This is a genomic window from Peribacillus sp. S4, assembly GCF_046715815.1.
GTDB lineage: Bacteria > Bacillota > Bacilli > Bacillales > DSM-1321 > Peribacillus > Peribacillus frigoritolerans.
Genome location: NZ_CP175708.1, coordinates 5,044,537 through 5,070,606 on the forward strand (window position 1 = coordinate 5,044,537; position 26,070 = coordinate 5,070,606).

The 26,070-nt window shown below is 41.9% G+C and carries 27 protein-coding genes and 1 pseudogene; 7 read left to right on the top strand and 21 right to left on the bottom strand.

Annotated elements, in window-relative coordinates; all coding sequences use genetic code 11:
- Window positions 1-7: 7 nt before the first annotated feature.
- A complete protein-coding gene (locus ACJ9PY_RS24195; protein WP_034310415.1) occupies window positions 8-448 on the bottom strand; it encodes a peptidylprolyl isomerase in 441 nt (146 codons plus the stop codon).
- Window positions 449-610: 162 nt separating this feature from the next.
- Here ACJ9PY_RS24195 and ACJ9PY_RS24200 point away from each other — a divergent pair, with 162 nt between their 5' ends.
- A complete protein-coding gene (locus ACJ9PY_RS24200; protein ID WP_411739176.1) occupies window positions 611-1,603 on the top strand; it encodes an NADPH:quinone oxidoreductase family protein in 993 nt (330 codons plus the stop codon).
- Between the two features lie 37 nt (window positions 1,604-1,640).
- Here the strand turns inward: ACJ9PY_RS24200 and ACJ9PY_RS24205 are convergent, their stop codons facing one another.
- From ACJ9PY_RS24205 to ACJ9PY_RS24215, 3 genes and pseudogenes are all read right to left on the bottom strand, one after another.
- Complete coding sequence (locus ACJ9PY_RS24205) at window positions 1,641-3,107, bottom strand: PAS domain S-box protein (protein WP_411739177.1); 1,467 nt, start codon at window positions 3,105-3,107, stop codon at window positions 1,641-1,643.
- A 146-nt stretch (window positions 3,108-3,253) separates the two neighbouring features.
- Window positions 3,254-3,415: pseudogene (locus ACJ9PY_RS24210) on the bottom strand (cell wall hydrolase); the annotation flags it as partial.
- 279 nt (window positions 3,416-3,694) lie between these two features.
- Window positions 3,695-3,964 carry a DUF1292 domain-containing protein gene (locus ACJ9PY_RS24215; protein ID WP_034310405.1) on the bottom strand — a complete coding sequence of 90 codons (270 nt, stop codon included), beginning with the start codon at window positions 3,962-3,964 and terminating at the stop codon, window positions 3,695-3,697.
- A 303-nt stretch (window positions 3,965-4,267) separates the two neighbouring features.
- On the opposite strand from ACJ9PY_RS24215, the gene ACJ9PY_RS24220 reads away from it, so the two are divergent.
- Window positions 4,268-4,672 carry a VOC family protein gene (locus tag ACJ9PY_RS24220; RefSeq protein WP_054398933.1) on the top strand — a complete coding sequence of 135 codons (405 nt, stop codon included), beginning with the start codon at window positions 4,268-4,270 and terminating at the stop codon, window positions 4,670-4,672.
- Window positions 4,673-4,849: 177 nt separating this feature from the next.
- Window positions 4,850-6,493: an alkaline phosphatase gene (locus ACJ9PY_RS24225; RefSeq protein WP_411740327.1), complete on the top strand. Its 1,644-nt coding sequence runs from the start codon at window positions 4,850-4,852 to the stop codon at window positions 6,491-6,493.
- Between the two features lie 826 nt (window positions 6,494-7,319).
- Here the strand turns inward: ACJ9PY_RS24225 and ACJ9PY_RS24230 are convergent.
- From ACJ9PY_RS24230 to purT, 13 genes are all read right to left on the bottom strand, one after another.
- Window positions 7,320-7,511, bottom strand: a complete 192-nt coding sequence (locus tag ACJ9PY_RS24230; protein ID WP_101226107.1) for a hypothetical protein — start codon at window positions 7,509-7,511, stop codon at window positions 7,320-7,322.
- 92 nt (window positions 7,512-7,603) lie between these two features.
- Window positions 7,604-8,551, bottom strand: coding sequence for an IS110 family transposase (locus ACJ9PY_RS24235; protein ID WP_231892157.1), 948 nt, complete (start codon window positions 8,549-8,551; stop codon window positions 7,604-7,606).
- Window positions 8,552-8,854: 303 nt separating this feature from the next.
- A complete protein-coding gene (gene rpsN / locus ACJ9PY_RS24240) occupies window positions 8,855-9,124 on the bottom strand; it encodes a 30S ribosomal protein S14 (protein WP_057277996.1) in 270 nt (89 codons plus the stop codon).
- 40 nt (window positions 9,125-9,164) lie between these two features.
- Window positions 9,165-10,334, bottom strand: a complete 1,170-nt coding sequence (locus ACJ9PY_RS24245) for an FAD/NAD(P)-binding protein (protein WP_411739178.1) — start codon at window positions 10,332-10,334, stop codon at window positions 9,165-9,167.
- A gap of 66 nt (window positions 10,335-10,400) precedes the next feature.
- Entirely contained in the window at window positions 10,401-10,550 is a 150-nt protein-coding gene (gene rpmG / locus ACJ9PY_RS24250) for a 50S ribosomal protein L33 (protein WP_034310390.1), read from the bottom strand.
- Between the two features lie 22 nt (window positions 10,551-10,572).
- The gene (locus tag ACJ9PY_RS24255; RefSeq protein WP_411740328.1) at window positions 10,573-11,760 is read right to left on the bottom strand and encodes a GTP-binding protein; all 1,188 of its coding nucleotides are present in this window, start codon (window positions 11,758-11,760) and stop codon (window positions 10,573-10,575) included.
- A complete protein-coding gene (locus ACJ9PY_RS24260; RefSeq protein ID WP_411739179.1) occupies window positions 11,684-12,013 on the bottom strand; it encodes a hypothetical protein in 330 nt (109 codons plus the stop codon). Before ACJ9PY_RS24260 ends, ACJ9PY_RS24255 begins: the two co-directional genes overlap by 77 nt.
- A 155-nt stretch (window positions 12,014-12,168) precedes the next feature.
- Window positions 12,169-12,339 (bottom strand): hypothetical protein, encoded by a 171-nt coding sequence (locus ACJ9PY_RS24265; RefSeq protein ID WP_400450258.1) that lies wholly within the window; start codon window positions 12,337-12,339, stop codon window positions 12,169-12,171.
- Between the two features lie 157 nt (window positions 12,340-12,496).
- Window positions 12,497-12,877, bottom strand: a complete 381-nt coding sequence (locus tag ACJ9PY_RS24270; protein WP_170946990.1) for a nucleotide excision repair endonuclease — start codon at window positions 12,875-12,877, stop codon at window positions 12,497-12,499.
- A gap of 194 nt (window positions 12,878-13,071) precedes the next feature.
- Complete coding sequence (locus ACJ9PY_RS24275; protein ID WP_072272311.1) at window positions 13,072-13,224, bottom strand: YpzG family protein; 153 nt, start codon at window positions 13,222-13,224, stop codon at window positions 13,072-13,074.
- Window positions 13,225-13,327: 103 nt separating this feature from the next.
- Entirely contained in the window at window positions 13,328-13,975 is a 648-nt protein-coding gene (locus ACJ9PY_RS24280) for a DUF4352 domain-containing protein (protein WP_063574805.1), read from the bottom strand.
- A 20-nt stretch (window positions 13,976-13,995) separates the two neighbouring features.
- A complete protein-coding gene (locus ACJ9PY_RS24285; protein WP_187050220.1) occupies window positions 13,996-15,363 on the bottom strand; it encodes an alkaline phosphatase in 1,368 nt (455 codons plus the stop codon).
- 903 nt (window positions 15,364-16,266) lie between these two features.
- The gene (gene purT, locus ACJ9PY_RS24290; RefSeq protein WP_411739180.1) at window positions 16,267-17,427 is read right to left on the bottom strand and encodes a phosphoribosylglycinamide formyltransferase 2; all 1,161 of its coding nucleotides are present in this window, start codon (window positions 17,425-17,427) and stop codon (window positions 16,267-16,269) included.
- Window positions 17,428-17,702: 275 nt separating this feature from the next.
- On the opposite strand from purT, the gene ACJ9PY_RS24295 reads away from it, so the two are divergent.
- Window positions 17,703-18,029, top strand: a complete 327-nt coding sequence (locus ACJ9PY_RS24295) for a hypothetical protein (RefSeq protein WP_222620010.1) — start codon at window positions 17,703-17,705, stop codon at window positions 18,027-18,029.
- Window positions 18,030-18,468: 439 nt separating this feature from the next.
- Here the strand turns inward: ACJ9PY_RS24295 and ACJ9PY_RS24300 are convergent, their stop codons facing one another.
- From ACJ9PY_RS24300 to katA, 4 genes are all read right to left on the bottom strand, one after another.
- The gene (locus ACJ9PY_RS24300) at window positions 18,469-19,662 is read right to left on the bottom strand and encodes a M14 family metallopeptidase (RefSeq protein ID WP_411739181.1); all 1,194 of its coding nucleotides are present in this window, start codon (window positions 19,660-19,662) and stop codon (window positions 18,469-18,471) included.
- A 60-nt stretch (window positions 19,663-19,722) separates the two neighbouring features.
- Window positions 19,723-20,322, bottom strand: coding sequence for a glycosyltransferase (locus tag ACJ9PY_RS24305; RefSeq protein WP_411739182.1), 600 nt, complete (start codon window positions 20,320-20,322; stop codon window positions 19,723-19,725).
- Entirely contained in the window at window positions 20,312-21,235 is a 924-nt protein-coding gene (locus tag ACJ9PY_RS24310; RefSeq protein WP_411739183.1) for a hypothetical protein, read from the bottom strand. The genes ACJ9PY_RS24305 and ACJ9PY_RS24310 overlap by 11 nt, the downstream gene beginning before the upstream one ends.
- A 197-nt stretch (window positions 21,236-21,432) precedes the next feature.
- Window positions 21,433-22,887, bottom strand: coding sequence for a catalase KatA (katA, locus tag ACJ9PY_RS24315; protein ID WP_034310374.1), 1,455 nt, complete (start codon window positions 22,885-22,887; stop codon window positions 21,433-21,435).
- A gap of 619 nt (window positions 22,888-23,506) precedes the next feature.
- Here katA and ACJ9PY_RS24320 point away from each other — a divergent pair.
- The 3 genes from ACJ9PY_RS24320 (at window position 23,507) to ACJ9PY_RS24330 (ending at window position 25,986) form a co-directional block, all read left to right on the top strand.
- A complete protein-coding gene (locus ACJ9PY_RS24320) occupies window positions 23,507-24,397 on the top strand; it encodes a TetR/AcrR family transcriptional regulator (protein ID WP_057278002.1) in 891 nt (296 codons plus the stop codon).
- Between the two features lie 882 nt (window positions 24,398-25,279).
- On the top strand, window positions 25,280-25,627 hold the full coding sequence (locus tag ACJ9PY_RS24325; protein WP_411739184.1) for a phage holin family protein: 348 nt from the start codon (window positions 25,280-25,282) through the stop codon (window positions 25,625-25,627).
- Between the two features lie 200 nt (window positions 25,628-25,827).
- The gene (locus ACJ9PY_RS24330; protein WP_411739185.1) at window positions 25,828-25,986 is read left to right on the top strand and encodes a hypothetical protein; all 159 of its coding nucleotides are present in this window, start codon (window positions 25,828-25,830) and stop codon (window positions 25,984-25,986) included.
- The last annotated feature ends 84 nt before the right edge of the window (window positions 25,987-26,070 follow it).

Below are 26,070 nucleotides of genomic sequence, written 5' to 3' on the forward strand. Positions count from 1 at the left end.
GCTTCCATCATTCAGCGTCAAAAACTTCGACTTTTTCCATTTTGTCGCCATTTTTCATAGCTTTGGCTGTTTCAAGTCCAGAAGTCACTTTACCGAATACTGTGTGAACACCGTTAAGATGCGGTTGTGGTTCATGCACGATAAAGAATTGGCTTGAGCCTGTGTCTTTTCCAGCATGTGCCATAGATAGGCTTCCTGCCTCATGTTTATGAGGGTTTCCTTCTGTTTCACATTTGATTTGTGTGCCGCTTCCGCCTGCGCCTGTACCTGTTGGATCTCCGCCTTGGCTTACGAAACCAGGGATTACACGGTGAAAGACTACGCCATTATAAAATCCTGTGTTTGCCAAGTTTTCGAAGTTAGCCACTGTGTTAGGTGCTTCGTTCGGGAAAAGATCGAATTCGATTTTTTCTCCATTTTCCATAAGTATGTATCCTTTTTTAGCCATGTTAAACATCTCCTTTAATATGAACTGAATCAAATCTAATAGTACCATTTTTAGAAGCAGAAAGAAAAGGAAGCGCTACTTATTTCGAATTGTATCATTATACATTCCTCTATTTTTTATTTTATAATGGGGTAGATCCATTATTATAAGGGGGAACGAACCATGATACAGCAATTTGATGCATTAGTCGTGAATAAGCAAGATGATCAATTCACCGTTAACATTCAGGAGCTATCCCTTGATGATCTACCTCAAGGCGAAGTGCTCATCCGTGTTCATTATTCCGGTGTGAACTATAAAGATAGCCTTGCAGCCATTCCAAATGGAAACATTGTCAGCAGCTATCCGATCGTTCCGGGAATTGATATGGCTGGTGTTGTCGTTTCATCTGAGGATTCCCGCTTTAAAGAAGGAGACGAAGTCATTGCGACCTCCTACGGAATTGGCGTTTCCCAATCAGGGGGCTATAGTCAATTTGCCCGTGTTCCTGCAGAGTGGATCGTCCCGCTTCCTGATGGCCTAACAATGAAAGAGGCGATGATCATCGGAACGGCCGGTTTCACTGCAGCACTATCGGTTCTGCGGCTGGAAGAAAATAACCTTACACCTGAGCAAGGGAGCGTTCTTGTCACTGGTGCAACTGGCGGGGTCGGCAGTTTTGCCGTCTCGATCCTTTCCAAACTTGGCTATTCCGTTGAGGCTAGTACAGGAAAGGAATCGGAACATGGATATTTGAAGGCAATCGGTGCGTCGACCATTGTATCTCGTGAAGATGTATATGATGGCAAGCTGCGGGCTCTGGGCAAACAGAAATGGAGCGGTGCGGTAGATCCCGTCGGCGGTGAACCGTTAGCTTCGGTCCTTAGCCAAATCAAGTATGGCGGAGCCGTGGCGGTTAGCGGATTGACAGCTGGGACAAGCCTTCCTGCCACCGTCTTTCCATTCATCCTAAGAGGTGTTAATCTGCTTGGGATCGATTCGGTCAATTGCCCGATGGATACAAGATTGAAAGTTTGGCACCGACTTGCCACCGACTTTAAACTGGAGGATTTGGAACAGCTCATTCAACAGGAAATTACACTTAAAGAATTGCCTGACGTCCTTCCTACCCTATTAAAAGGGGAAGCAAGAGGCAGGACGATCGTTAAACTATGAACCAAAAAGTGACGAGAGCATGGCTTCTCGTCACTTTTCATTGTGAACTTTCATAGATAGGGAGACTGATATCCACAATCGTCCCTTCTCCCACTTCGCTAGTGAAATGAATTTCCCCATTATGTTCATGGATGATTTTGGTGCTGACCATGAGCCCAAACCCTGTTCCTTTTTCAGATGTACTATAAAAAGGCTGCCCTAGATGCTTCATGCGTTCATTTGAGATTCCGCAGCCTTGATCAATGAACCGGATCATCGCAGAGTCACCTTCATGGTTTAACTGTATATGAAGTTTGCCCCCATTCGGCATGGCTTCTATCGCATTATTGGCGACATTCGTGAATACTTGTTTTAACTGATTCGGTTCGCCAAAGACTGATGCCGTATCCGTAGTATATTCCTTGATGATTTCGACATCATTCAATATCGCTTGAAATTCGGCTAACGTAATCACACTGTCCAATATCTCGTTAAGCTGAATGAGTTCACAAACCTTCGCTTCAGGCTCTGCTAAACTTAAAAACTCATTGGCCAGGATTTCGATTTTTTCAACTTCACTGACCGTCATTTCAAGATAGTCCTTTTGCTCAGGGTCTTCCCTTAATAATTGCAAAAACCCTTTGACCGTAGTTAATGGATTTCTTATTTCATGTGCGATGCCTGCAGCCATCTGTCCTACCGCCGATAACATATTGGATTTACAGATCAGCTCTTCGGTCTTTTTACGCTCCGTAATATCCCTACAGAATATCTGAATGGCTGGTTGCCCTTTATAAATAATCGGAAGACCGAGTGTTTCTCCATAAAATTCTTGTCCGTCAAGCCGAATGAACTTTTGTTCCAGTAAACCAACCGCCTGATGATCGTCCCTCATGATTTCGATTCTTTTTTGTACACTTTCCCGGGACTCCAGGTGGACGAACTGAAAAACCGATTTACCGATAATATCTTCCACACTATCCATCCCAAGCATTTTTGCCCCCATGGGATTCATATACTCGATGATCCCATTGCGATGTACAAAAATCGCTTCAGGTGACACCTCCACTAAACTGCGATACCTTTGTTCACTTTCCTTCAAGGCAGCTTCAGCAAGTTTTTGATTCGTAATATCCCGATAAACGAAAACCAATGCGCACGGCTCATTTTCATTATCGCGGATATTAAACAGGGAGATGCTTACATCGATTAACTGGCCATCCTTCCTTAACCTGACCGTTTCAAAGCCTTTCTTTTGTACCCCAGCCTTAATTTGGTCATGCAATTCATTGACTGACTCCTTCAAGAAATCAGGAATAATTGGAAACGGCATGCCAATGAGCTCCTCATTCGTCCATCCGAAAAACTCTTCAAAAGCTGTATTCACCTGAAGGGTCTTTCCTTCCAGATCAACAATGGAAATGGGGTCCGGGTTGTTCTCCATGAAAGACTTGAATTTCTCGGTACTATCCTCCGGCTGTTCTCCCATTTGCCCTTGTCCATAATCAATAAGCCTTTTACTCATCAATTTTTTATTCCTTTCTTATCCGGAAATTTACAGTGTCAATTTTACAGTATCAGTAAATCATTTGCCAGTTTTATCATATGTTTTTTCCAAGTTAAGGATTGATGCACAAAGAGGCCAAACCCCCATAAGGTTCAGCCATTTCCTTAAAAGGTATTATAAATATTGGGACATTCTGTACCTGTTGGTTCATAAAAGCAATGGAGCTTGAAACGCCCAACAAGGGGCTGATTATACCAGGTTGCCGGGCAATCTCCCGGTGGCCTGAAGTACCATAGGCTAAATTTCGAAGGCCATAGCCTTCCGCCCTAAGCAATCTTGCCAATAAGGCAATATCGGCATCAGTGTGCTTTACAACGGCCATCCCATCACCTCCACTTTTTTTATCCTATGCCTTTGATATGGAAAAATACTCCGTTTATTAACAAAATCTTCATATGTAGTACACGTCCTATCAATAATACAACCCTATACTTAAGTAAGGCTGGATAGCACGCGTGGCTATCATGGTATTTGGCGAAGGCGGGGCCGATACTTTCCTTATACATATAAAAAAGGCGGCACACATTGTGCCGTCTTTTATCTTGTCATTCTTTCGCTTCAAATGCCGCTTCAAACGCCAATGATACCTTTTCGAATTCTTCATCCGATTCGATATCGAGCAGTTCACCTTCGCCTTCGACCCTGAAAAAGAAAATATCGATATCTTCATCCGTATCCTCTTCAATATCTTCAAGCAAGCCTACTGCAACATATTCCGTTCCTTCTACATCCAATGAACCTAAAACCTCAACTTCATGGCCTTCATCACTGTCATCAGTAAGAGTGAAAACTTCACCTTCACGAATTTTTCCCATACTACCTCTCCTCTCCTATCCATTAATAATGGAGTTGTTTCCATAGTATATCGACTATTCCATTTAGAAACAAATTTTTGCCCTGGAAAATGATGAATACATTTCTTTCCAATAAAAGAATCTATCAAGAAATACTATGGAAGAAAAGTATTACCCATAAGCCATTTATCATTTTTTCATTATTTACCAATAATTCCCCTTTATTAACATCATTTTAAAAATTATCTAAAAACGGCTATAAAAAAGTAATTTAATTCCGAATAATCTTATATATACTACTATTAGCAAGTTGCATTGGTTTTAATGAAGGAGGAAGATTTCTTGGCTGTAAAAAGGGTCGATCACATTGGCGTTGTTGTAAAAGATCTTGAAAAATCCATCGCCTTTTATCAAGATGTGCTGGATTTGAAATTAAAGGAACGCATGACTCATACTAATGGAGTGATCGAACTGGCATTCCTCGGTTACGAAGAGTCGGACGAAACAGAAATAGAATTGATTCAGGGATATAGCGACACACTTCCCTCCGAAGCAACGATCCACCATTTTGCCATTACCGTGGATGATATCGAAGAAGAATATGCCCGGATCAAAAGCTTGGATAACACCGAACTGATTGATGAAGAGATTGTCACCCTTCCGAATGGTTATCGCTATTTCTACGTATATGGACCGGAAAAAGAGTGGATTGAATTTTTCCAAAGGTAAAAACCATCCTAAAAAGGCAGAGTCTTATAGACTTCTGCTTTTTTTAACATTCACTCTATTCTCCAAACAAAATTTACAGGATAAAAATCCTTTCTTTACTTACATGAAGTAATTTCTTAATATACTGCATTTATCCTAAATGTAATCATATTTTTGGAGGTATGCATTTTGGGGAAAATGAGCAAAAAGGTAGCAGGAATTACTTTAGCGGGCGCGGTGGCCATATCATCACTTGGTATTTCAACAATGAAGGAAGATGTTCAGGCTAAAGACAAGAAAAAAGAACCAACCAACGTCATCATGATGGTGATGGATGGAACAAGCACAGGAGCAACAACCCTTTCAAGGTGGTATAAAGGCGATAATCTAGCCATGGACGAAATGCTGTCTGGCGGCATGCGTACATACTCGGCTGAATCGGCGATTACCGACTCAGCTCCTGCAGCAACAGCGCTTGCGACAGGAAATAAATCAAATGATAAATTTGTCGGTGTCCTGCCAACCATCGTTAATTCTCCAGGGCTCGATCCAGTTAATCCGAAAAATGCCCATAAACCAGTCGCTAACGTTTTGGAGGGTGCAAAACAAGCCGGAAAGGCTACTGGCATCATTTCTACATCTGAAATCCAGCATGCTACACCCGCAGGTTTCTCCGCTCACGTGACACATCGAAGCAATTATGGTGATATTGCGGAACAGCAGGTTTATCAGGGGATTGACGTCGTTTTGGGAGGCGGCAAAGAATCCCTTTTACCAGGTAAAACAAAAAATGCAAGAATGGATGGAGAAAACCTTTTGGAAGTGCTTGATGAAGACAAATATGATTTTGTTGAAACCCGTGACGAGCTGTTAAAATCCAAATCGAATAAAATTTGGGGAAGCTTTGCACCAAGCGCCCTGGCATATGATTTAGATCGTAAAACAACAAAGCCCAGTGAACCCACTTTAGCTGAAATGACCAATAAAGCCCTTAAAACCTTGAAAAAAGATAAAGATGGCTTCTTCTTATTTGTTGAAGGAAGCAAGATTGACTGGGCTGCTCACGGAAACGACACGATCGGAATGATTAGTGATACTTTAGCTTTTGATGATGCCGTGAACGAAGCCCTTACGTTTGCAAAAAATGACGGAAACACGATGGTTATTGCTGTAACGGACCATGGGAACAGCGGAATTACAATGGGTAACGTAAACACGAACTCCTCCTACCCGGAAACACCCGTATCAGCTTATATCGATCCATTAAAGAAAGCGAAAATGACTGTTGAAGGGGCCTTAAGTAAGCTAAAACCAGATCATTCCAATCTGAAAGAAGTTGCAGCACTGTATGGACTGGATAATCTGACTTCTGAAGAAACAGCAAAACTTACCTCTTCTAAAAATGTAGGTGCAGAAATGACAAAGCTGCTTGCTAACCGTGCCAACATTGGCTTTACAACTGGCGGGCATACAGGGGAAGACGTATTCCTGTATTCTTATGGCCCTTCAAAACCGACTGGATTAGTGGAGAATACAGACCTCGCTAAAAAAATGGCCGATTTCATGGGCTTTGATTTACAAAAACTATCGAACACACTATACATGAATGCTAAAGATTCCTTTGAGAAAAAAGGATATTCAACCCGCATTGATGTTACAGACCCGAATAACCCGATTTTCGTAGCGAAAAAGGGGCAGCAAAAAGTGGAGTTGCCTGCAAATAAGAATATCGTTATCAGCAAGACTCCTAAATCCACTAAAGAAAAAGAAATTAATGCGATCACCGTTTACAACGGAAAAGACTTTTATATATCCGAACAAGCATTAAAGGCAGTCAGGTAAGCAAACACTTTTGAATGGGAAGGAGCCCTTGTTTTTAACAAGGGCTCCTCAGACTGTAAACAAATCAATTAAAGTCCCAGTTGATTTCAGAAATCCGCTCCCTTTCCGATGACTGCCTGCCAAGCCATCTCACCGCAAGCCCTGTGGGGTCTCGGCTAGCCAGTTATTCGGCAGGAGTGTTGCAAATTTCTTCCATCCAATGAGGATTACAGGTGAAAAACTTAAAGGATTAACTAGTCTTAAATATAAGTTGGGATGAGACAGCCTTCTGTTTTTTCTAGAAAACATTCCAGTTGATTTCAGAAATCCGCTCCCTTTCCGCCGACTGTCTGCCAAGCCTCCTCGGCGCAAGCTCCTGTGGGGTCTCGGCTAGCCAGTTTTTCGGCAGGAGTGTCGCAAATTTCTTCCATCCAATGAGGATTACAGGTGAAAAACTTAAAGGATTAACTAGTCTTAAATATAAGTTGGGATGAGACAGCCTTCAGTTTTTTCTAGAAAACATTCCAGTTGATTTCAGAAATCCGCTCCCTTTCCGCCGACTGCCTGCCAAGCCTCCTCGGCGCAAGCCCCTGTGGGGTCTCGGCTAGCAAGTTATTCGGCAGGAGTGTTGCAAATTTTCTTCAATCTAATGAGGTCTCGTCCGTATTAACAAGCACTACACTGCCCTTTATTCGGACTCCATCCCCCTTTTGTCGCCAAACTGAGGGGCCCTTTTAACAAGGGCCTTTTTTGTATGAAAACACAATAGTAAAAAAGCCATGCTAAAATAAACCCTCCATATTCTCATTTTTTTGATGGGGGTAAATGTACTATGTTGTTATTTAAGTTATGCAGTTTGTTGTTCAGATGGAGCGATTGTATAGCCTTTCTTTTTTAGGTATTCGATCATTTTTAATTCTTTGTTATTTTGTTTTTCTTCAAGGTAATTTGAGCCTAGTTCATGATAAGGTTCTCCTGTTTTTAAGATGTTGTAAGTAATCGTTAATAGTAAATGGGCAGATGCGATTCGTCCCTTCATTTTCCCCTGTCGTTTAGTAATCCTTTTTCGATGTGAAGCAATTCGATTATTTTGCCTTGATGTTGCTAATACACATTCTACGGCCATTGTTTTTAAAGCTTTATTTCCTTGTGTGGTTTTACTCGTTTTTTTTTACCAGCACTTTCGTAATTTCCAGGACTCACACCAGCCCAAGAGGCAAGATGTTTAGCTGACTTAAATACGGACATATCAACACCCATCTCCGCAATAAAAGTGGCTGCGGCAGCTTTGTTCACACCAGGTATACCATCCAATAATTCTACTTCCTTACGATAGGGGGACAGGAGTTGATCGATTTGTTTTTCCAATTCTTCTATGGTTTGTTCTAAATAACCCATATGATCCCAATGGTAACGCAACATATCACGATGATGACGGCGAATACGACCATTAATTGCACTGGCAATGTCAGTTATACTTGCTTTTGTTCGCCAATCCACCATTTTTCGAAGACCATCGGTCTCTATTTTTTCACCATTTAGAATCGCTTCAAGGATACGACGTCCCGATAAACCAAAAATGTCTGATAGAACGGATGTTAGCTTGATATTAGCATCTTGAAGGATTTTGTGAATGCGATTCTGCTCTGATGTGCGATGATGAATCAATTTTTTTCGATAACGAGTAAGATCTCGTAAATCACGAATATCCTCTGGTGGGACAAAATTGTTTTCAATAAGTCCGCATCTTAGAAGCTTGGCAAGCCATTCGGCATCTTTCACATCAGTTTTACGCCCTGGAACATTTTTGACATGTCTGGCATTGGCAAGAACAAGGTGAAAAGAACCTTCGAGTATATTCCATATTGGTTTCCAGTAGACTCCGGTACTTTCCATCACAACATCGGATACCTGAAGGGTAGCGAGCCAATCACTTAAAGCCAAGAGTCCTGTTGTTGTAGTTGAAAAAGTTTCAATAGAGGTCTTTGGCTTTTTATCTAATGGACCAAATAATACACAGGCTACTACAGTTTCTTGGTGTACATCTAGGCCAGCACACCGTTCAATCATTGCTTCCATAGGAGAAATCACCTCAAAAAAGATTAACAATACATATGACAGGAGATTTGTTACAAAAATTTTTGTATACGTACTAGCAGTACACTAAATGGTTCTTCCATACTGTCACAACCAGTTTCTTATACAGGGTATCTTCCTTAAGATCCACCAAAAAAAGTTCAGCCTGGTTGTATTGTTATTTTCCATTATTGTCAAGGGGTTAATGGGTTAGACTCTATTTTGAGTTTAGATTTTCGTAGTAGATGGTGGCGGCGAGGAGCGCCGCCATAGGAGTTTCTTATGAATAATTTAGAACTCCCCGCTTCACCAGCTTGACTTTTTGACACCCGGCAGTTGCCCTTTATGAGCAAGTTCCCTAAAAACGATACGTGACATGTTGAATTTGCGCATATATCCACGGGGCCTCCCCGTTACTCCACAACGATTGTGAACCCTTGTCGGCGAGGAATCACGAGGGAGTTTGGCCAATGCGGCATAATCCCCTTTCTCCTTCAATTCCTTTCTAAGTTCTGCATACTTTTCGACCATTGCCACCTGTTTTTGCGCTTTTATCACCTTGGATTTTTTCGCCATTTATATTCTCCTTTTTTTAAATCTTGATTGTATGAAAAATCTATAAACTATTCACAATTCGTTCCGCTGCCTGTCTTGCTCCCGATATATTCCTGGATATCGGTCCCATTTCAAGTTCAGCCAACGCACCCGTGACATATAAATCAGGTCCCCACTGCAACGACTGCGATACAATTGGATAACCACATTCCGCGCAGCGTAAATCATGTGACCGGATGACTGGCGTCAGCCAATCCTTCCCTGGCAATGATGACTTAAAGCCGGTCGCTAAAAGGATCGTCCCTGTTTGTTGAATGACCTTTTCGTTTTTATCCCTGAGGCTGATATGCCCGTCCCTCCACACAGCGCTTTTCACCTCAACATCCATGACACGCAATAATCCCTTTTTAACCTGATTCATCAGCGCTTTATGTAAGTCAGGTGGGATGGATCCCTTATTACGGGCCTGGATAATGGTCTCACGTCTTTTTTGAAAGCTGGATATAGCACGGAAAGGTCGCTGTTTTTTCGGCCCCAACCAACCAGGATCACTGTCGAAATCATGAATTCTAAAAGGATGCCGCTTCAGAACCGTCACATCATGTGGATAGATATTACTCAGCTTTAAAGCGAGATGGACAGAAGATATGCCGCCCCCAATGATCGTAATGGGTCCTTGTAATTGTGTCAGCTCCGGAATATTTTCATCGAATATGTGGTAAACGGGACCCCCATGCTCTTGTTTGAATTGCCGTGCCCATTCAGGCCAATAAGGCTGTTCGCCAATGCCAATTGAAATCACAAGTTTTTGCCCCTCAAGCCGTCGCTTGTTTTGCAATTGGATTTCCCAGCCCTGTCCCGTTTTGCAGGCAGAGATGACTTCCCCTTGCACCCATGCCTGCTTAATGGTTAAATCATCAGCCAAGTGAACACAATGTTCATTGAAGGATTGTAGGGATGGCCGCTTATATTGGCCGTAAAAGTTATTTTTCCAGTCTGCCTTCTCCACATATTTCTGCAAGCTGAATGGATTCACATCCAGATGGTGTACGGATGGAGAACGTAAATATGGCATTGAAATGACTTCCGTACACTGCTTCCATCTTGCCAATGGTTCTTCATTTCTATCGACAATCGCCAGCTGGTCCACCGTCGTTTTTCCTGACTTAAGTAAAAATGCAGCCATCGTCATACCTTGAATGCCTCCGCCAACAATGATCCATTCCAACATGAACTTCCCTCCTATTACATCCATTCTCTTCGATAAAACATAATCATTACGATTTAAATCTTAAAATTACTTCGTTTCACGGTGAAGCGTGTGTTTCTTCAATCGCGGGCAGTACTTTTTCAATTCGATCCTGTCCGGATTATTCCGCTTGTTTTTCGTCGTAATATAATTTCGGTCCCCTGATTCTGTGCATGCTAACGTAATGTTTACTCTCATTTCTATTTCCTCCTAAAGTTTTTTAATGAACGATTTCCGTAAATGCAGGCAATCGATCTTCATAAAGAGACCAATCCTGCTGCATCTCCATTTCCGTCAATAAGCATTGATCTAATTCATTTTCGATTTCCTGTTGATTCATTTGAATGCCAATCATCACAAGCTCCGTCATCCTGTCACCGTATACTGCATTCCACCGTTCCAATAATTCAGGTGCTTCCTTTAAAATTTGGCGCTGTTCTTCCTCAGGGTAAGCTGCAATCCATTTACCGGCTGCTTGTAAAGTCAATGACGGTCCTGCCTGCGAAAGCAAGCCTGCCGTATCATTTCTCGATGCCAGCCAAAGGAATCCCTTCGACCTCACCACTTGTACGGGCCAGTTTTCCAACCACTCCATTAGCCGTTCGGGATGAAAGGGTACTCCCCTCCTATAAACGAAGGAAGAAATCCCATACTCCAAGGTCTCCGGGATATGCTCTTCATTCAATTCCTTTATCCAGCCGGCTCCTTGGCTTGCCTCTTCAAAATCAAATAAATGTGTATTCAATACATCCTTTAGCGGCACCTTGGAATGGTTTGTTTCGATAATTCTCGCATCGGCATTCATTTTATGAAGAACCGCCTTCAATTCCGCAACGGCATCAGCATCCATCAGATCGATCTTATTTAACAGGATGACATTGGCGAACTCTATCTGATCTATTAATAGATCGACCACTTCCCTGCCATCCGCAGCATCAGTTGCCTGCATCCTGTCAATAAGCGTTTCTCCGGAAGTGAAGTCTTGCCAAAAATTATACCCATCAAAAACGGTAACCATCGTATCAAGCCGGCAAGATTTCGATAAATCAATTCCCATGCTTTCATCAACATAACAGAAGGTTTGGGCTACAGGGACCGGTTCGCTTATCCCAGTCGATTCAATCACGATGTAATCAATGTCCCCTTGTTTCGCCAATCTCTCCACTTCAATCATCAAATCCTCACGAAGCGTACAGCAAATGCAGCCATTCTGCATTTCCACCAGTTTTTCATCCGTCCGGGTAAACCCTCCCTGTTTGACCAGCGAAGCATCAATATTGATTTCACTCATATCATTAACGATGACGGCAACCTTCAGATCATCCCGATTCTCAAGAATATGATTCAAAAGCGTCGTCTTTCCTGCTCCAAGGTATCCACTCAATACCGTAACCGGAATTTTCTTCATCTCCAACCCTTACCACTCCTTTACCTAATTTCTTTGCTTCAAGTAAATCAAAATCATTACGATTTAAACGCCGAAGCAATCTCCATATAAAAACACTCTCTAATAATAAAACGTAATCATTACTATTTGCAAGTATTTTTAAAATTGCCTCCGAATACTTCTCATGAACCCATGTAATCACGCTTGCTCCGACACACGGATAAATGAAAGGGGCTGACATTAAAACAATAAAATTAAATGGAAGCCCAATCACACATTACATCATGTGTAAGGAACCTCCATTGCAGTTTAATCATTTTAATGTACCTCTATATTTACAAACAGCTGATCATTAACAACGTTTCATTATCCAATACATTTTTCTTTTTCTTTGTTGCAAATCGAGAAAAAAATTATTGGCCATTCTGCTTATTCCGCCATTTCCCACCCTGAAGATGTTACTGTCTTTTGTTCAAAAGTTTCAATCTCTCTCTGTTTCGCCAGCTTAGAAGCTTGTGATATGGACCACGTTAAATTCCCAAAGGCAATCACTGTCCCGATCGAGATAACCAACACCTTTTTACAAAGTATTTTCTTCAATAGCTTCCTCCTGAGAATGTATTGGAATACTCTAAATATAAACCAACATTGTTAACCTAACATGTAGCTGCTGTAAATGTACGAAATTATTTCTGTACATATCCCTAAACACAAAAAAAGCTGAGTGCATATGCAGTCAGCTTTTCATAGGTGTTTCTTATTTATAAAACACTTTATCGACGTTGTATTTAGCATGAAGCTTGTTGATCATGTACGTTTCATAGATTTCACGTTCCATAGCGTCTTCGACTAAAAGAATGTCAATTTTCTTGACTTCATTACGGTGCTCTTTAATCGGAGAAACATTATCCTCGAAATGCTTCTTGACCCTTGGTCTTAATTTACGGGCTTTACCGACAAAAATCAGTTCATCATTCTCATTGTAAAACAAGATGATTCCGCCTTTATCACGGGGAATCAAATGAAAATCGATAAACCCGTAAATTTCAGGAATGACAGCTTCGTCTCCTTCTATAACTTGCTTTCTTTGTTTGATGCTTATATCCGCTGCAGGGATTTCAATTTTAATCATTACAATTCACGTCCTCTATTTGTATAAGGTGAAACTTTCAATCGACTTCAGTTTCACGCCAAGCTCATCACTTCAATCTCAAAGGTAAATGGTATCATAATTATGAGTGAAAAGCCATGAATGCCTTACTTGGATTAAGATGATTCTAAATATAAAGAAGAAGACTCGCTGGGAGCCTCCTTCTTTGTCGGAAATATCCGTTACCACCTGTGAGCCTTTGCATTGCTTCTTAGTATAATGTTTGTTTGTGATTCTTGCGTGTGGCCATTAACTTGAGATTTCGAACGCTTAGGTCTTGTCCAATTATGGTGAAACTTTTGAGAATGTGGATCTAATTGATCTTTATAGCTCATTCTGTGTCACCTCATCATTAGGATTTGGATATTCCGTTCAGTGATAGTAATCCCCATCACTTGTTCTAGTATTTTATTTTTCCAAGCCATTTATACATATTCTTTAAAAAGCGAATTCAGCTGACTTGCCTTTTGCAAGGACTTTCCCTTCGTCATTCACCGCATCACTTGACATGACGGATATGCCTTTTATGTTTCCATCATTTAGAATGAAACCAATGTTTCCGCTTTTTGAACCGTTTCCTTCTATTTCACCAGTAAGTTCTTCCAAATAGATCTCATCTTCCCATGTCAGATGTTCTCCTCTGTCCGTTTCAAGGAAAGCAACTGGCGAAAACTTAATTTTTTTATCCGAATTGTTTTTGATTTCCACGTTCACTTTTACGATATCGAAATCTTCATCATGCGTATAGCCGTGGAAGAAATCGATCATGCTGTAATCCGGAGTGGCATGCATCACTTTCATTTCTTTGATGTTAACCTCGATCGGGCCAACATTCAACGTTTCATTCACTTTTTTATAGGCCTTCAAAGTTAATTCGCCTTTGGCATCGGAAACGTTCTGTCCGATCTGGTTCAAGTTTATATCATCAGGAAGCTGCGGATTCGGAACATAAACATCCTTTTTTTCCAGTGGTCGTGCAATTTCCTCTGTTTTTTCTTTAGCTGTCGTTTCTTCTTCGTAAGCTGGTTGGGTATTAAGAGCACCAAATGCCGTTAATAACAGGGCACCGATCATCAGTCTGTTCATTGAATCCCTCCCTGAAGTCATTACTTCTTTAAAAGCTCAAAAATGATTTTGGCTTGATCCGTGTTATCGACCTGCCCGGCAAAACGATCTTTATATGGCCCGTATGCGTAGACTGGAACATCTTCACCCGTATGTCCCCCAGTAGTCCAGGCAGTATTGGTCCGGTTATCGAATATGGCTTCGATGGCATTATCGACATTCGTCACATTTTTTGATTTGGCAGCTTCAGTTACCGTTTTGATTTCACCGTCAGTTAACTTCACTACATTTTGGTTAATAAATTGCTTTAGCGTCTTTTCGACATCAGCGCCTTTGACGATGGCATCCGCCATGAAGTCAGGAGTGCGTTTGGCTGCCTTGATTGGCTCACCGTACCAGTTATATATTCCTTTTGCTCCGATCGAGAATCCTCCTGTAGAGTGATCCGCCGTAGCCACCACTAAGGTATGTTTGTCTTTCTTCGCAAATTCCATGGCCGCTTTGTATGCTTTTTCAAAGTCTTCCATTTCACTCATTGCACCTACGATATCATTATCATGTCCTGCCCAATCGACCTGGCTTCCCTCGACCATAAGGAAGAATCCATCTTTATCTTTATTCAAGCGCTGGATCGCCGAACTTGTCATGTCTGCCAAAGAAGGCGTTTCACTTGGGCGGTCTATCATTTTCGGAAGTCCTTCAGAAGCGAATAAACCAAGAACCTGCTCATTTTTGTCCTTTAGCATTTGATTTTTATCCGTCACATAACTGTAACCGTCTTTTTCGAAGGCTTTCGCCAAATTGACATCAGGCCGGACAAAATTGGACTTCCCTCCGCCCAATAGGACGTCAATTTTATGTTTGCCTTTGATTAATTCGTTATAATAATCGTCTGCGATTGAATTCATGTTTTTCCGATTTTCATCATGGGCGCCAAAAGATGCAGGCGTAGCATGAGTGATTTCCGAAGTGGCAACCAATCCCGTCGCTTTTCCTTTTTCCTTTGCTGCTTCCAATACGGTTTTGACTTCGGATTTATCATTATCCACTGCAATGGCAGCGTTATAAGTCTTCACTCCTGCAGACATTGCCGTAGCGGCTGAAGCTGAATCCGTTATATTTTGTGCAGAGTCTTCTGGGTAAGTCATCTGCTGGCCAACCAAGTATTTATCAAACTCTGTCCGTTCTGCCACCTTCGTACCAGGATTATCTTTTAAATACCGGTAAGCGGAGGTATAGGAAACACCCATGCCGTCACCGATAAGGAAAATGACGTTCTTGATTTCCGGTTCTTTATTTGGGTTCCCCTTTGCCGAAACACGATCCGCACCGGACCATGATAAACTTCCAAATGCCAATGCAGAAACGAGCGTGATGGGTAAAACCTTTTTACTCCAATTGCGATTCAAATGAATGACCTCCCGTTAATGTTTTCTATTTAATTTAACTATAGGTGAAGAAAATGAACTCAATGTCAAGGCTATGTAAAAAAGTGACAGGATAATTGTTAAGTCAAAGTAAAGACAGCATGTGGAATTGGTTATTCAGGGAAGTCATCAGTAGCTAGGGTATATTTACAGGCCATTGAACATCTTCAAATCGGATGATTGTTAGGAGTTTAATGTGCTATTAATGGAGAAAAAAAATGGCTGTTTTCACATACTTTGTTGCTATTTACCAGGTAGTGAGTTGTGGTTGATTTCCCCTCCAGATGCTCGCTTTCCGCGGGGCGGGCGGTGAGCCTCCTCGGCGAAAACGCCTGTGGGGTCTCACCTGTCCCGCTGCTCCCGCAGGAGTCTCGCACTTCCGCTCCAATCAACCTTAAATAGTTTCTTTTAAAAACAACAATCCTTACGAAAAGAGCCAAAAAAATAAAGCATCCGAATAAGGATGCTTTAGAGTAAGACAGCAGACAAAGTCATCTTTGAGAAACGTTACATTTTTTTGAAAATCTGCTTTTTTTCGCCGACTGACTGTCAAACCTCCTGTCGCAAGCATCTAGCTGAGTCTCGGCTGGCCAGTTATTCGGCAGGAAAATCATGAAGTACAAACCATTCTTAAACCGTTCGGGATGAGACCAGCCTACGTTTTACTTTAAAAACCATTCCAGTTGATTGGAGCGGGTGTTCGAGACTCCTGCGGGAAAAACGTGTCCAAGGGAGGCCCCACAGGCGCAAATGGCGCCGAGGAGGCTTCCGGACCGCCCGCGGAAAGCGAGTACCTGGAGTGAAGATCATGTTCCATTTGATTTAAGAAATCTGCTCCCTCTTGTCGACAAGCTGAAGCGCTCCATTCAAAGAGCGCTTTTTTCACTATTCTTTCTCTATAACTAAACATTCCAAAGCACGGGCCGCATTCACTCTCGCCACCTCGATGGAATCGGCAGACGACAGGGCGACCGCAACCCTTCTACCTGCCTTTGTAACAGGTTTTCCGAAAAGACGCACTTGTGTATTAGGTAAAGCCAAAGCCTGTTCAACACCGACTATTGAATATTCCGATAACTCATCTTGCGCTTTTAATGGACGGCTGGCACCTGGACTGATCAGCTTGATTTCCGGGATGGGGAATCCTAGAATCGCCCGAATATGAAGGGCAAACTCGGACAAATTCTGAGTCACCAATGTCACTAGCCCCGTATCGTGGGGACGTGGGGAAACTTCACTGAAATAAACTTTATCCCCTGAGAGGAACAGCTCTACCCCGAATAATCCGTACCCGCCAAGTTCATCCGTAATGGCATGGGCAATTCTTTTCGCTTCCATTATTTGTGCTTCTGTCATATTATGCGGCTGCCAGGATTCAATATAATCCCCGCCCTGCTGAATGTGACCGATTGGAGCACAAAACATGGTACCATTTACGGCCCGGACAGTAAGCAGCGTGATTTCCGAATCAAAATGGATAAATTCTTCAATGATCACCCGTCCATTTTGAACCCGGCCGCCTTCCATCGCGATTTTCCAGCAATCCTCCAGGTCACCTTCCGTGCGGCACACACTTTGCCCTTTACCTGAAGAACTCATCAGCGGTTTGACGACATTGGGAAACCCAACTTCCTTGGCAGCTTGGACAAATTCTTCATAAGTGTTTGCGAATTTGTAGGCTGCTGTCGGAATCTCCAGAGTTTCAGAAGCCAGCCTCCTGATCCCTTCACGATCCATCGTCAATTTAGCGGCTCTTGCTGTCGGAATGACTTGAAAGCCTTCCTCTTCCAACTTGACTAATTCGGATGTGGCGATGGCTTCTATTTCCGGTACAATCAAATCGGGTTGTTCTTTCTCTACAACTCCCCTTAGTTGTTCCGCATCCAGCATATCGATCACATAACTGCGATGAGCGACTTGCATGGCAGGGGCATGTTCATAGCGGTCTACAGCAACGGTCTCCACACCAAGTCGCTGAGCTTCAAGTATGACCTCTTTCCCCAATTCACCCGAGCCCAATAATAAAATCTTTTTCGATTTATACATTCAGTCTCTCCTCCTTAATTCCTCAAAAACATTATATACGAACTATAAACGAATAAACATAAATATTTATTCGTATTTTCATTTAAAATCACACTGAAAACAGGAAATGAATAGATCTATTTCCCATTATCAAATACCAACTTGACAAATAGGATTAATACACTTTATACTGCTTTTATATAAGGAATATATATAAGCTGACTAGTCTACTGGAGGCTCTCTATTCAACAGGAATAGGGGGTTTTTTCGTTTTTACAATGAGGGAGGAGTTTACTATGCAAAAGGAATTGCTAAGGACCATTTCCCCTGTCATGAATGAGAAGAAAAATGGGGGCTTAGAAGATATGGAGTACCTTAATCTTCCTGACAGACTATTTTTCCACTGGTGCCAGCAGAAATATCGACTGAATAAAGGGGTTTACAACACGATCGATCATTGGTTCTATGAATACGGCATTGTCCATATTCTTCACCGCCGGATCAACCTTTTAGCCTTTTTGGATTTCGCTTCTACCTCGGAACAGGAAGCCGGAAAGACAAAGTTCATTAAATTCGGCAATGGTGGCCTAAGGCAAAAGCTACAGGAATTCATTGCAGATTAACCTGAATCTTATAGGGCCCTTATCAGTAATATGCCCATTCTCCACCTACTGGTAAGGGACACTTATACGAATGTCGAAATTTGCAGTACGATTATTTTTGAAAATGTAAGCGCTTTCTATTATAATGAAATTAGGTTGGATGGCATGCGTGGCCGTCACAGTATATGGCGTAGGTGGGGCCAATACTAGCGCTAAGGAAGGTAAACTTCTTTACCGTAAAACTATTAGATTTCCTTTTGGTAGGGGCTGCAATATAACCGAGGCATGGAAAATGTCCGTTCATTTCAAGCTAAAAAGCAATTTAATCATGCAATCGATAAGTAAAGCATAACTTTACTTATTTTTGCAGCAGCCCTCATCGTTTCAAGTCTAATAGTTTATAAGACTAAGAAGCTCTACCCCATGGAAACGGAGTTGAGCTTTTTTATTTGGTCAAATTTCACATATATAACCCTGCCAAGAAAATCCCAAGCGACTTCTGATAAATCTCATCGAACTGTGATATGGGAAGGGGATTCGTTCCTTTGCCCAGCTCCACGGTAAACCCGGGCCTGCGCCAATCCTGAATGTACCAATCCTTATACCCTGCGTAACTACCGGCGGATTTGACAGGCTCATATCCACTGACCCTCGCAAACTCATTGACTATCGTTTCCGACTCGGGTGGTTCCAAACCTTCAAACCCCCAATAAATGACCTCTCCTTGGGTGTGGAAAGCAAGGACTTTGCCAAAATCACGTTTTTTTGTCAACTCTGACATTGCAATGGCCTCTGGCTGTGTAAGCGGCCCTTCCCCTGGATAATTTGCCGGACCCGGCTCCGTTACATTATTGCGAGCTTGCTCCAGTTCCCATTTGGCGGGAAATTGATCATTCAGATCCACCCCGTTAATATTGGCTTTCCAGCCAGAGAAGTCTTCGCTGCCATTATTCCATTCGATGAGCCGTCCTCTCCAAGACTCATCTGCAGGCGATCCTTTCAAAACCAACTCCACTCCGTCCGGATTCACCATTGGGACGATCGACAGCATCGTCTGTTGATAAAAGGGAAACATATCTAGACCGCGGATGTCAGCCTGATTCGTGATTGCAAGTAAATAATCATTTAAAAAGGTCATGATCACAGGCGTCGTTATCCACTCATTCGCATGAAAGGAACCATTATAGTGAACTCGTTTGTTGCCATTTCCAATCAGAACTTCGGGGATATCCCTTTCAAGCACGGAGTCTCCGATGGGGGAGGTTTTTATAAATGGATAGATTGTTTTCAAACGTCTAACATCGGTCATCATCGTCTCATAAGCATATTCCCGATTACCTTGAATGAGCCTCCACGTAATCCTTAATGGCACGGAAATTGTCTGACCGACCTGCAAGGCATTCGGGTTGAGATTGGGATTAACTAAAAATAGGGCATCCAATGAAAGATTGCGTGACCTGGCAATTGCCCATAACGAATCACCTTGCTTTATGATATAGCCGGTCGTCGTAAAGCCAGGTATTTTGATTTGTTGGCCAATCATAAGTGCAAGTGGATCAATCCCACTATTGGAATCAATGATAAGTTGGTAATTCACCTTGAATAATTGGCTATAATACCACAAGGAATCATTTTGCCGCACAAAAACGTCCATACTGCACCTCCTCTTACCCAAATGTATGCAGATTCGATTCAATTATTGCCAAAGCAAAAGTCACTCCTCAAAACGAATCAAATTGGGGTTTTCATCCAGAATGCTTTGATATTGCTCAGTACTTCCATACGTACCATCAGGGTCTAATTCCCGATATCTTTTGAATTTCGCCAACCGATCTTCTTTTTTGACCCAGCCCAGATGCTTCAATCGTATGTCGGATAACTTGTGAGGCAATTCAAAGACATTTTCGGCAAATCTACCGCAATGCTGCGGCCTATCGTTCCATTTGCATTCAAACCCCTCCCGATATCTGACCAGGAACGGCCGGTAATACTGGTGAGCGCACCAGTGTTCATCCTCCCTGTAATGGGTTTCATTCCAAAAGTCATATAACCGGAAGCAATATACATCCACTTCTCGATCGCTTATCAGCTGCCTGACTTCCTCTTTGAACCTATTTTCAAACACTTCATCGGCGTCAAGATTTAAAATCCAGTCGGGATTTGACTTCACTGTCTCTGTCCATTGCATTTTACGAAGTTCAATTTCATTGGAGAACTTGGAGATGTCATTCCTGATGATACGCACCGGTATCCCTTTCAATACCTCTAAACAAACCTCTGCGGAATTGTCCGTGCTGCCGTCATCAATAATCACGAATTTCCTCTAAAACCTTCCTTAGATAGCGCTCGCTTTCATTTTTCATGACCATGCTCAGCGTTAATTTAGGATGTGATGCTACCTTTGAACCTTCCCCCATATCCGTTCGATCAAGAAATTCCATCGCACCTTCCAAATCCGAATCCCTGTATATATGATAAGCGGGTAAGTGGGTATCAACATACATCGAAATCCCTAAAGCTGCTGCACGGATGCAAAAATGCCGGTCTTCACCCCAAAATGTCAGATTCTCGATTCTATTAAAATTCACCCCAGCTTTCAAAGCTTTTTGGCTGATGAGTGTACAGGCACCCAGTCCCCCAACTTTATGAACACCAGGTGTTCGCATCTGTCGGATGAACGATTGATAACGTGTGTTGATCTCCGAGTCCGTCAACGCCTGACCGCGTGATATCTCCCATTGGGTATATTCATCATATAACCATACTTGAGGCCGCTCTTCGGCATCAGGCTGCCATTTTGTCCAGAAGATATTAGAGGTGATATCCTTATTTGCAGATATAAGCTGGTTGATGGTCTGAGGATATAGCAGGAGGTCTGAATCGATTAGAAATAAATAATCATATTGTTCTTTGATCGCATGTTCGATTATCATATTTTTGAAATCCGCGACCTTCCATACCAAATTTTCATTCCAGTAGTGGGTAGTGCCATTACACACATAAACATCGCTTTGATTGGATGCCAGTAATTTGACATTGTTCTGCTCCTGACTGAAATCTTCGAGCATCTGGCTTGATCGCTCATCTTCATTGTCGTCAATGAAGAAATAGGCAAGTTCCTTCCCCTCCGCATCCAACCGTTTGAGTGAAAGCAGGAACTTTTGTAAAATATGTGGTTTTTGGTAAATTGGACTGCCCACTAACACCCGAACCTTTTTACTGGTCATTAATACCACCCTTTACTGTTGATCTTAACTGGCCCCCAATTAATCTGACTGCAAAAATTCCCCTGAAGACATTTATAACTATATATTCTTAACGAACTTGTCGGATGTCATTTAAAAACGGCGTCCTGCGTAAACAAAAAAGGCATCCATTCATGAATGGATGCCTTTTGCATTTACTAGATTGGGAGAACCATATATTACACTTCCTGCGGTACTGATAAACCTAAACCTTCGGCTATGCGCGTTCCGTATTCCGGATCGGCTTTATAAAAATGACCGATTTGACGAAGCTTGATTTCCTCTAATTCCACAGGTTTCATTGCACCCACGATTGTGTCAACAAGGCGCGTTTTCTCTTCGGCACTCAATAGACGGTATAAGTCACCTGCTTGAGTGTAGTGATCATCACTATTATGACCAACTTGTGCAGCTTTCCCGGTCACCTCGAAAGGAGTGACTTTATTTTCCGTTGATTCGGCAGGGCCGCCAAAACTATTCGGCTCATAATAAACAGATCCCTTGCCATTGTCATCTGCACGCATGAAGCCATCACGCTGATAGTTGTTCGCTTCCACTTTCGGACGGTTAACCGGAAGCTGGTTATGGTTCGAGCCCACACGGTAACGGTGTGCATCTCCGTATGCGAATAGACGCCCTTGTAGCATCTTGTCCGGGGAAGCCTCAATTCCCGGTACGAATGTTCCCGGTGAGAATGTGGCTTGCTCTACTTCAGCAAAGTAGTTTTCAGGATTTCTGTTCAATTCCATACGGCCAAGCTCAATCAGCGGATAATCCTTTTGAGACCATACCTTCGTCACATCGAATGGATCGAAACGGTATGTATCCGCATCTTCCAGAGGCATGATTTGAACATATAATTTCCAGGCAGGGAAGTCCCCTTTTTCAATGGCATTGAAAAGATCTTCCGTATGGTAATCAGGGTTTTCCCCTGCTAGTTTTGCAGCAAGATCCACATCTAGGTTTTTGATGCCCTGTTCTGTTTTGAAGTGGTATTTCACCCAAACGCCTTTTCCTTCTGCATTCACCCATTTAAATGTGTGGCTACCGAAACCATGTGTATGGCGAAGTGTAGCAGGAATGCCCCGATCGGACATCAGGATCGTCACTTGGTGCAGAGACTCCGGTGAATGTGACCAGAAATCCCAAACAGCCGTAGGATTTTTCAAATGTGTTTTAGGATCTCTCTTTTGTGTATGAATGAAGTCGGGGAATTTAATCGCATCGCGAATAAAGAATACTGGCGTATTATTTCCGACAATATCGTAGTTTCCTTCTTCGGTGTAGAATTTAACGGCAAATCCACGCGGATCACGGACTGTATCTGCAGATCCCAATTCACCTGCAACTGTGGAGAAACGGATAAAAAGATCTGTCTTCTTGCCCACACCATTGAAAAGTTTAGCTTTCGTGTACTGAGAAAGGTCGTTCGTTACTTCGAAAGTGCCGTATGCACCGGCACCCTTCGCATGAACCACACGTTCAGGGACACGTTCACGGTTGAAGTGGGCTAGCTTTTCCAATAAGTGTACATCTTGAATGAGCACAGGGCCGCGTTCGCCGGCAGTGATAGAGTTTTGATTGTCTCCAACTGGTGCTCCCCAGCTTGTAGTAAGGTTTTTCTTATTCGACATAATTGAACCACCTTTTCATTATTATTTATGTATATAATGATAAAGCTTCTCAGAAAAAAATCAATACTTATTTATAATAATTTTAATATAATAATCAGTTCATTATTCATTCGTTGATGATATAACACCAAACACATCCATAATATGGATAGTGCAAAAGGTATAAACGCTGGAGGAACGGCCTATTCACATAATTCCATTCCTAATAATGGTATACGACCCTTATAGGCGATTTTCCTTCATGACGAGTGATTTTATCATTTCCCCTACCAATGGGATAGCAATCGAGAATGGTTGACGAATAATCATAGATACTTTGAACTACTTTACCTCTTTCCTTCTATTCATCTTATAACAAACCGAATTGTTCTCCTGTGACTTTGTTCACTTCGTCAGACTTTATTTACAGAATGACGAATAGCCGGATGCATAGAAACTGAATTTTTCATTGTTTTTGTGAATCCTATCTTTCAACAGAGCCCTTCCTGAATCAGCTGAAACAAAAGGCCATCCCCCTTATTTTGCTAGGGAATTTGTAAACATACTGGTTTGTGTTCATATAGAAAATAAGATACTATTACGTTAAAATGACCGTCCAATAAGAGTAAGGGTGATATATATGAATGAGCGCAAACAAATGGTAGTTAAATATGCGCACCAATTATTTATTGAAAAGGGTTACCAAGCAACTTCCATTCAGGATATTTTAGATTATAGCGGCATTTCAAAAGGAACATTTTACAACTATTTTTCTTCTAAAAGCGAATTGCTTAAGGCAGTCTTCCTAACTTCGCAAGAAAAATTCGAAAAAGAGCGGAATGAATTGCTGATTGGGCAAAACCTTGCAGATATTGAAATATTCATCAAACAATCAGAATTACAAATGCACTCAAACAAAAACAACAAAATCTTTTTCTTATATGAAGAAGTAATGATTTCAAATGATAACGAACTTAAGAACTTCATAACTCATGCTAAATTCCAGCATATCCATTGGTTATCAAAACGGTTTCTGGATATTTTCGGTGCTGATAAAAAACCTTATATTTTGGACTGTGCCATTCTTTACTCGGGAATGATGCATCAAACGATTCATTTTAATGCCTTGGCTAAAGAGCCCGAGTTCAACCCTACTGAAATTATCCGTTATTGTGTCGATAGGATTAAATCAATTTTCGAAGATGTCAGCAAGTCAAATGCACAGCTTTTGGAACCCGATCTCATCAAGCAATGGCTGCCTGAGTGCTTCCATAACCAGCAGGATTTTCATACAGCACTCCTGCACTCTGCAAATGACCTAAAAAAGATGATCTTGAGGCTTTGCCAAGATGATGAAGCGGAACGGGTTAAAAACTTAAAATTGATTCACTTTATCCAAGAGGAATTATTACAAAACGTTGAACCGCGAACCTTTCTTATTGAAAGTGCCCTTCTTTCCTTAAACACCAATCCCAAATTAAAAAACACTTTGGAATTAAGTGAATTCGAAAAGATCATTGCCAACAACTAAAGAGAACCTAATGAATCCCATTTTGTAGACAAATAGGGTTCGGAATGGCCTTATCACCAACCATAATTTTTTCAAAAAACAAGTTATCCTTCATGGTTTTTTACTGTTTTATAAAATCCGCAACGGATTGAAGAAAACTAGCTGAAACGTCCTTTTTGAGGGTTTGTAAAAGGAAACGTTGATTTCCACTACAGGCACTCGCTTTCCGCGGGCGGTCCGGGAGCCTCCTCGGCGTCGCCTGCGGGGTCTCCCTTGGCCACGCTTTTCCCGCAGGAGTCTCGTACCTTCCGTTCCAATCAACTTTGTTTATTTAGATAGAACCCTTATGATTCAAGCTAGATAATATTTGTTTGCCGGCAGTCTTTTTTTTGTGGGTTTGTAAATGGGAACGTTAGTTGATTTCCACTACAGGCACTCGCTTTCCGCGGGCGGGCGGGAGCCTCCTCGGCGTCGCCTGCGGGGTCTCCCTTGGCCACGCTTTTCCCGCAGGAGTCTCGTACCTTCCGTTCCAATCAACCGAAATGTTTTTTAAAATAAAAACTGCAGGCAGATATCTATTCGGAACCAAGTTTAAAACTAGTTTATCCTTTAAGTTTTTTTCACCTGTAATCCTCATTGGATGGAAGAAAATTGCGACACTCCTGCCGAAATACTGGCTAGCCGAGACGCCACAGGCGCTTAGCCGAGGAGGCTTGGCAGACGGTCGGCGGAAAGGGAGCGGATTTCTGAAATCGACGGACCTTTTAAATAAAAAGCGTCTATTCCATTCTGGGAATGCTTATCGTATCCTCTTTTTTTGTGACAATTCTGCAAACATATAACTGAAATTCATTAAATTTTAGTATAATGACTTGTAGAAAGTGTCTTCAGGAGGAGTTTTTCATGAACATAATCATGCGTTTTCTTATCAACGGGCTGGTATTGCTCGTTATTGACTGGCTTCTCGACTCCATCACGATCAAATCTTACGGAACTGCCTTGCTGGCGGTTTTTATATTATCGATCATGAACTTGCTGGTTAGACCCATCCTCCAACTTATCACATTGCCGATCACCATCCTGACGTTCGGGTTGTTTTCTTTCATTATCAATGCCTTCACATTCCAAATCACTTCCTATATTGTCAGTGGCTTTGTAATAGATTCTTTTTGGGGGGCTTTAATCGGATCATTTTTATTGAGTTTCATTCAAAGTCTTCTTATAAAACAGAGTAAAAAAAACCGTCAGTAGCATGCTGACGGTTTTTCGTGTCATTTCCATGACAGCCTTCGATATTTCCCGGGCTATTTCACTAAATTCCGCTAAGCATCACTAGCTGTTTTCTCTCATTTTTGACAATCCAGAAGGAAAAAGCGGCTAATATCCATAACTTTACATATACATGCCAATTTCTCTGGAAATGGGTATGAATAGAATTATGGAGGAATCACATGTTCACAAAACATGAATCAAGATTTGCCCAGTCCATATTACTCGCGCCCGCTTTCTTTATTCCCTCTCTTTTCATTACTCCATCACTAGCAACGGCTGGCAATGATGAAACTAAACCAAGCTGTTCCTTATCTTTGGGACAGCTTTTTCACTTTTAAATGTCTAAATTTTTCGAAAAATCACATAATTATATTTTGTTTGTATAGCATTATAAATAGTTTCGAATCATTATTATACGAGAA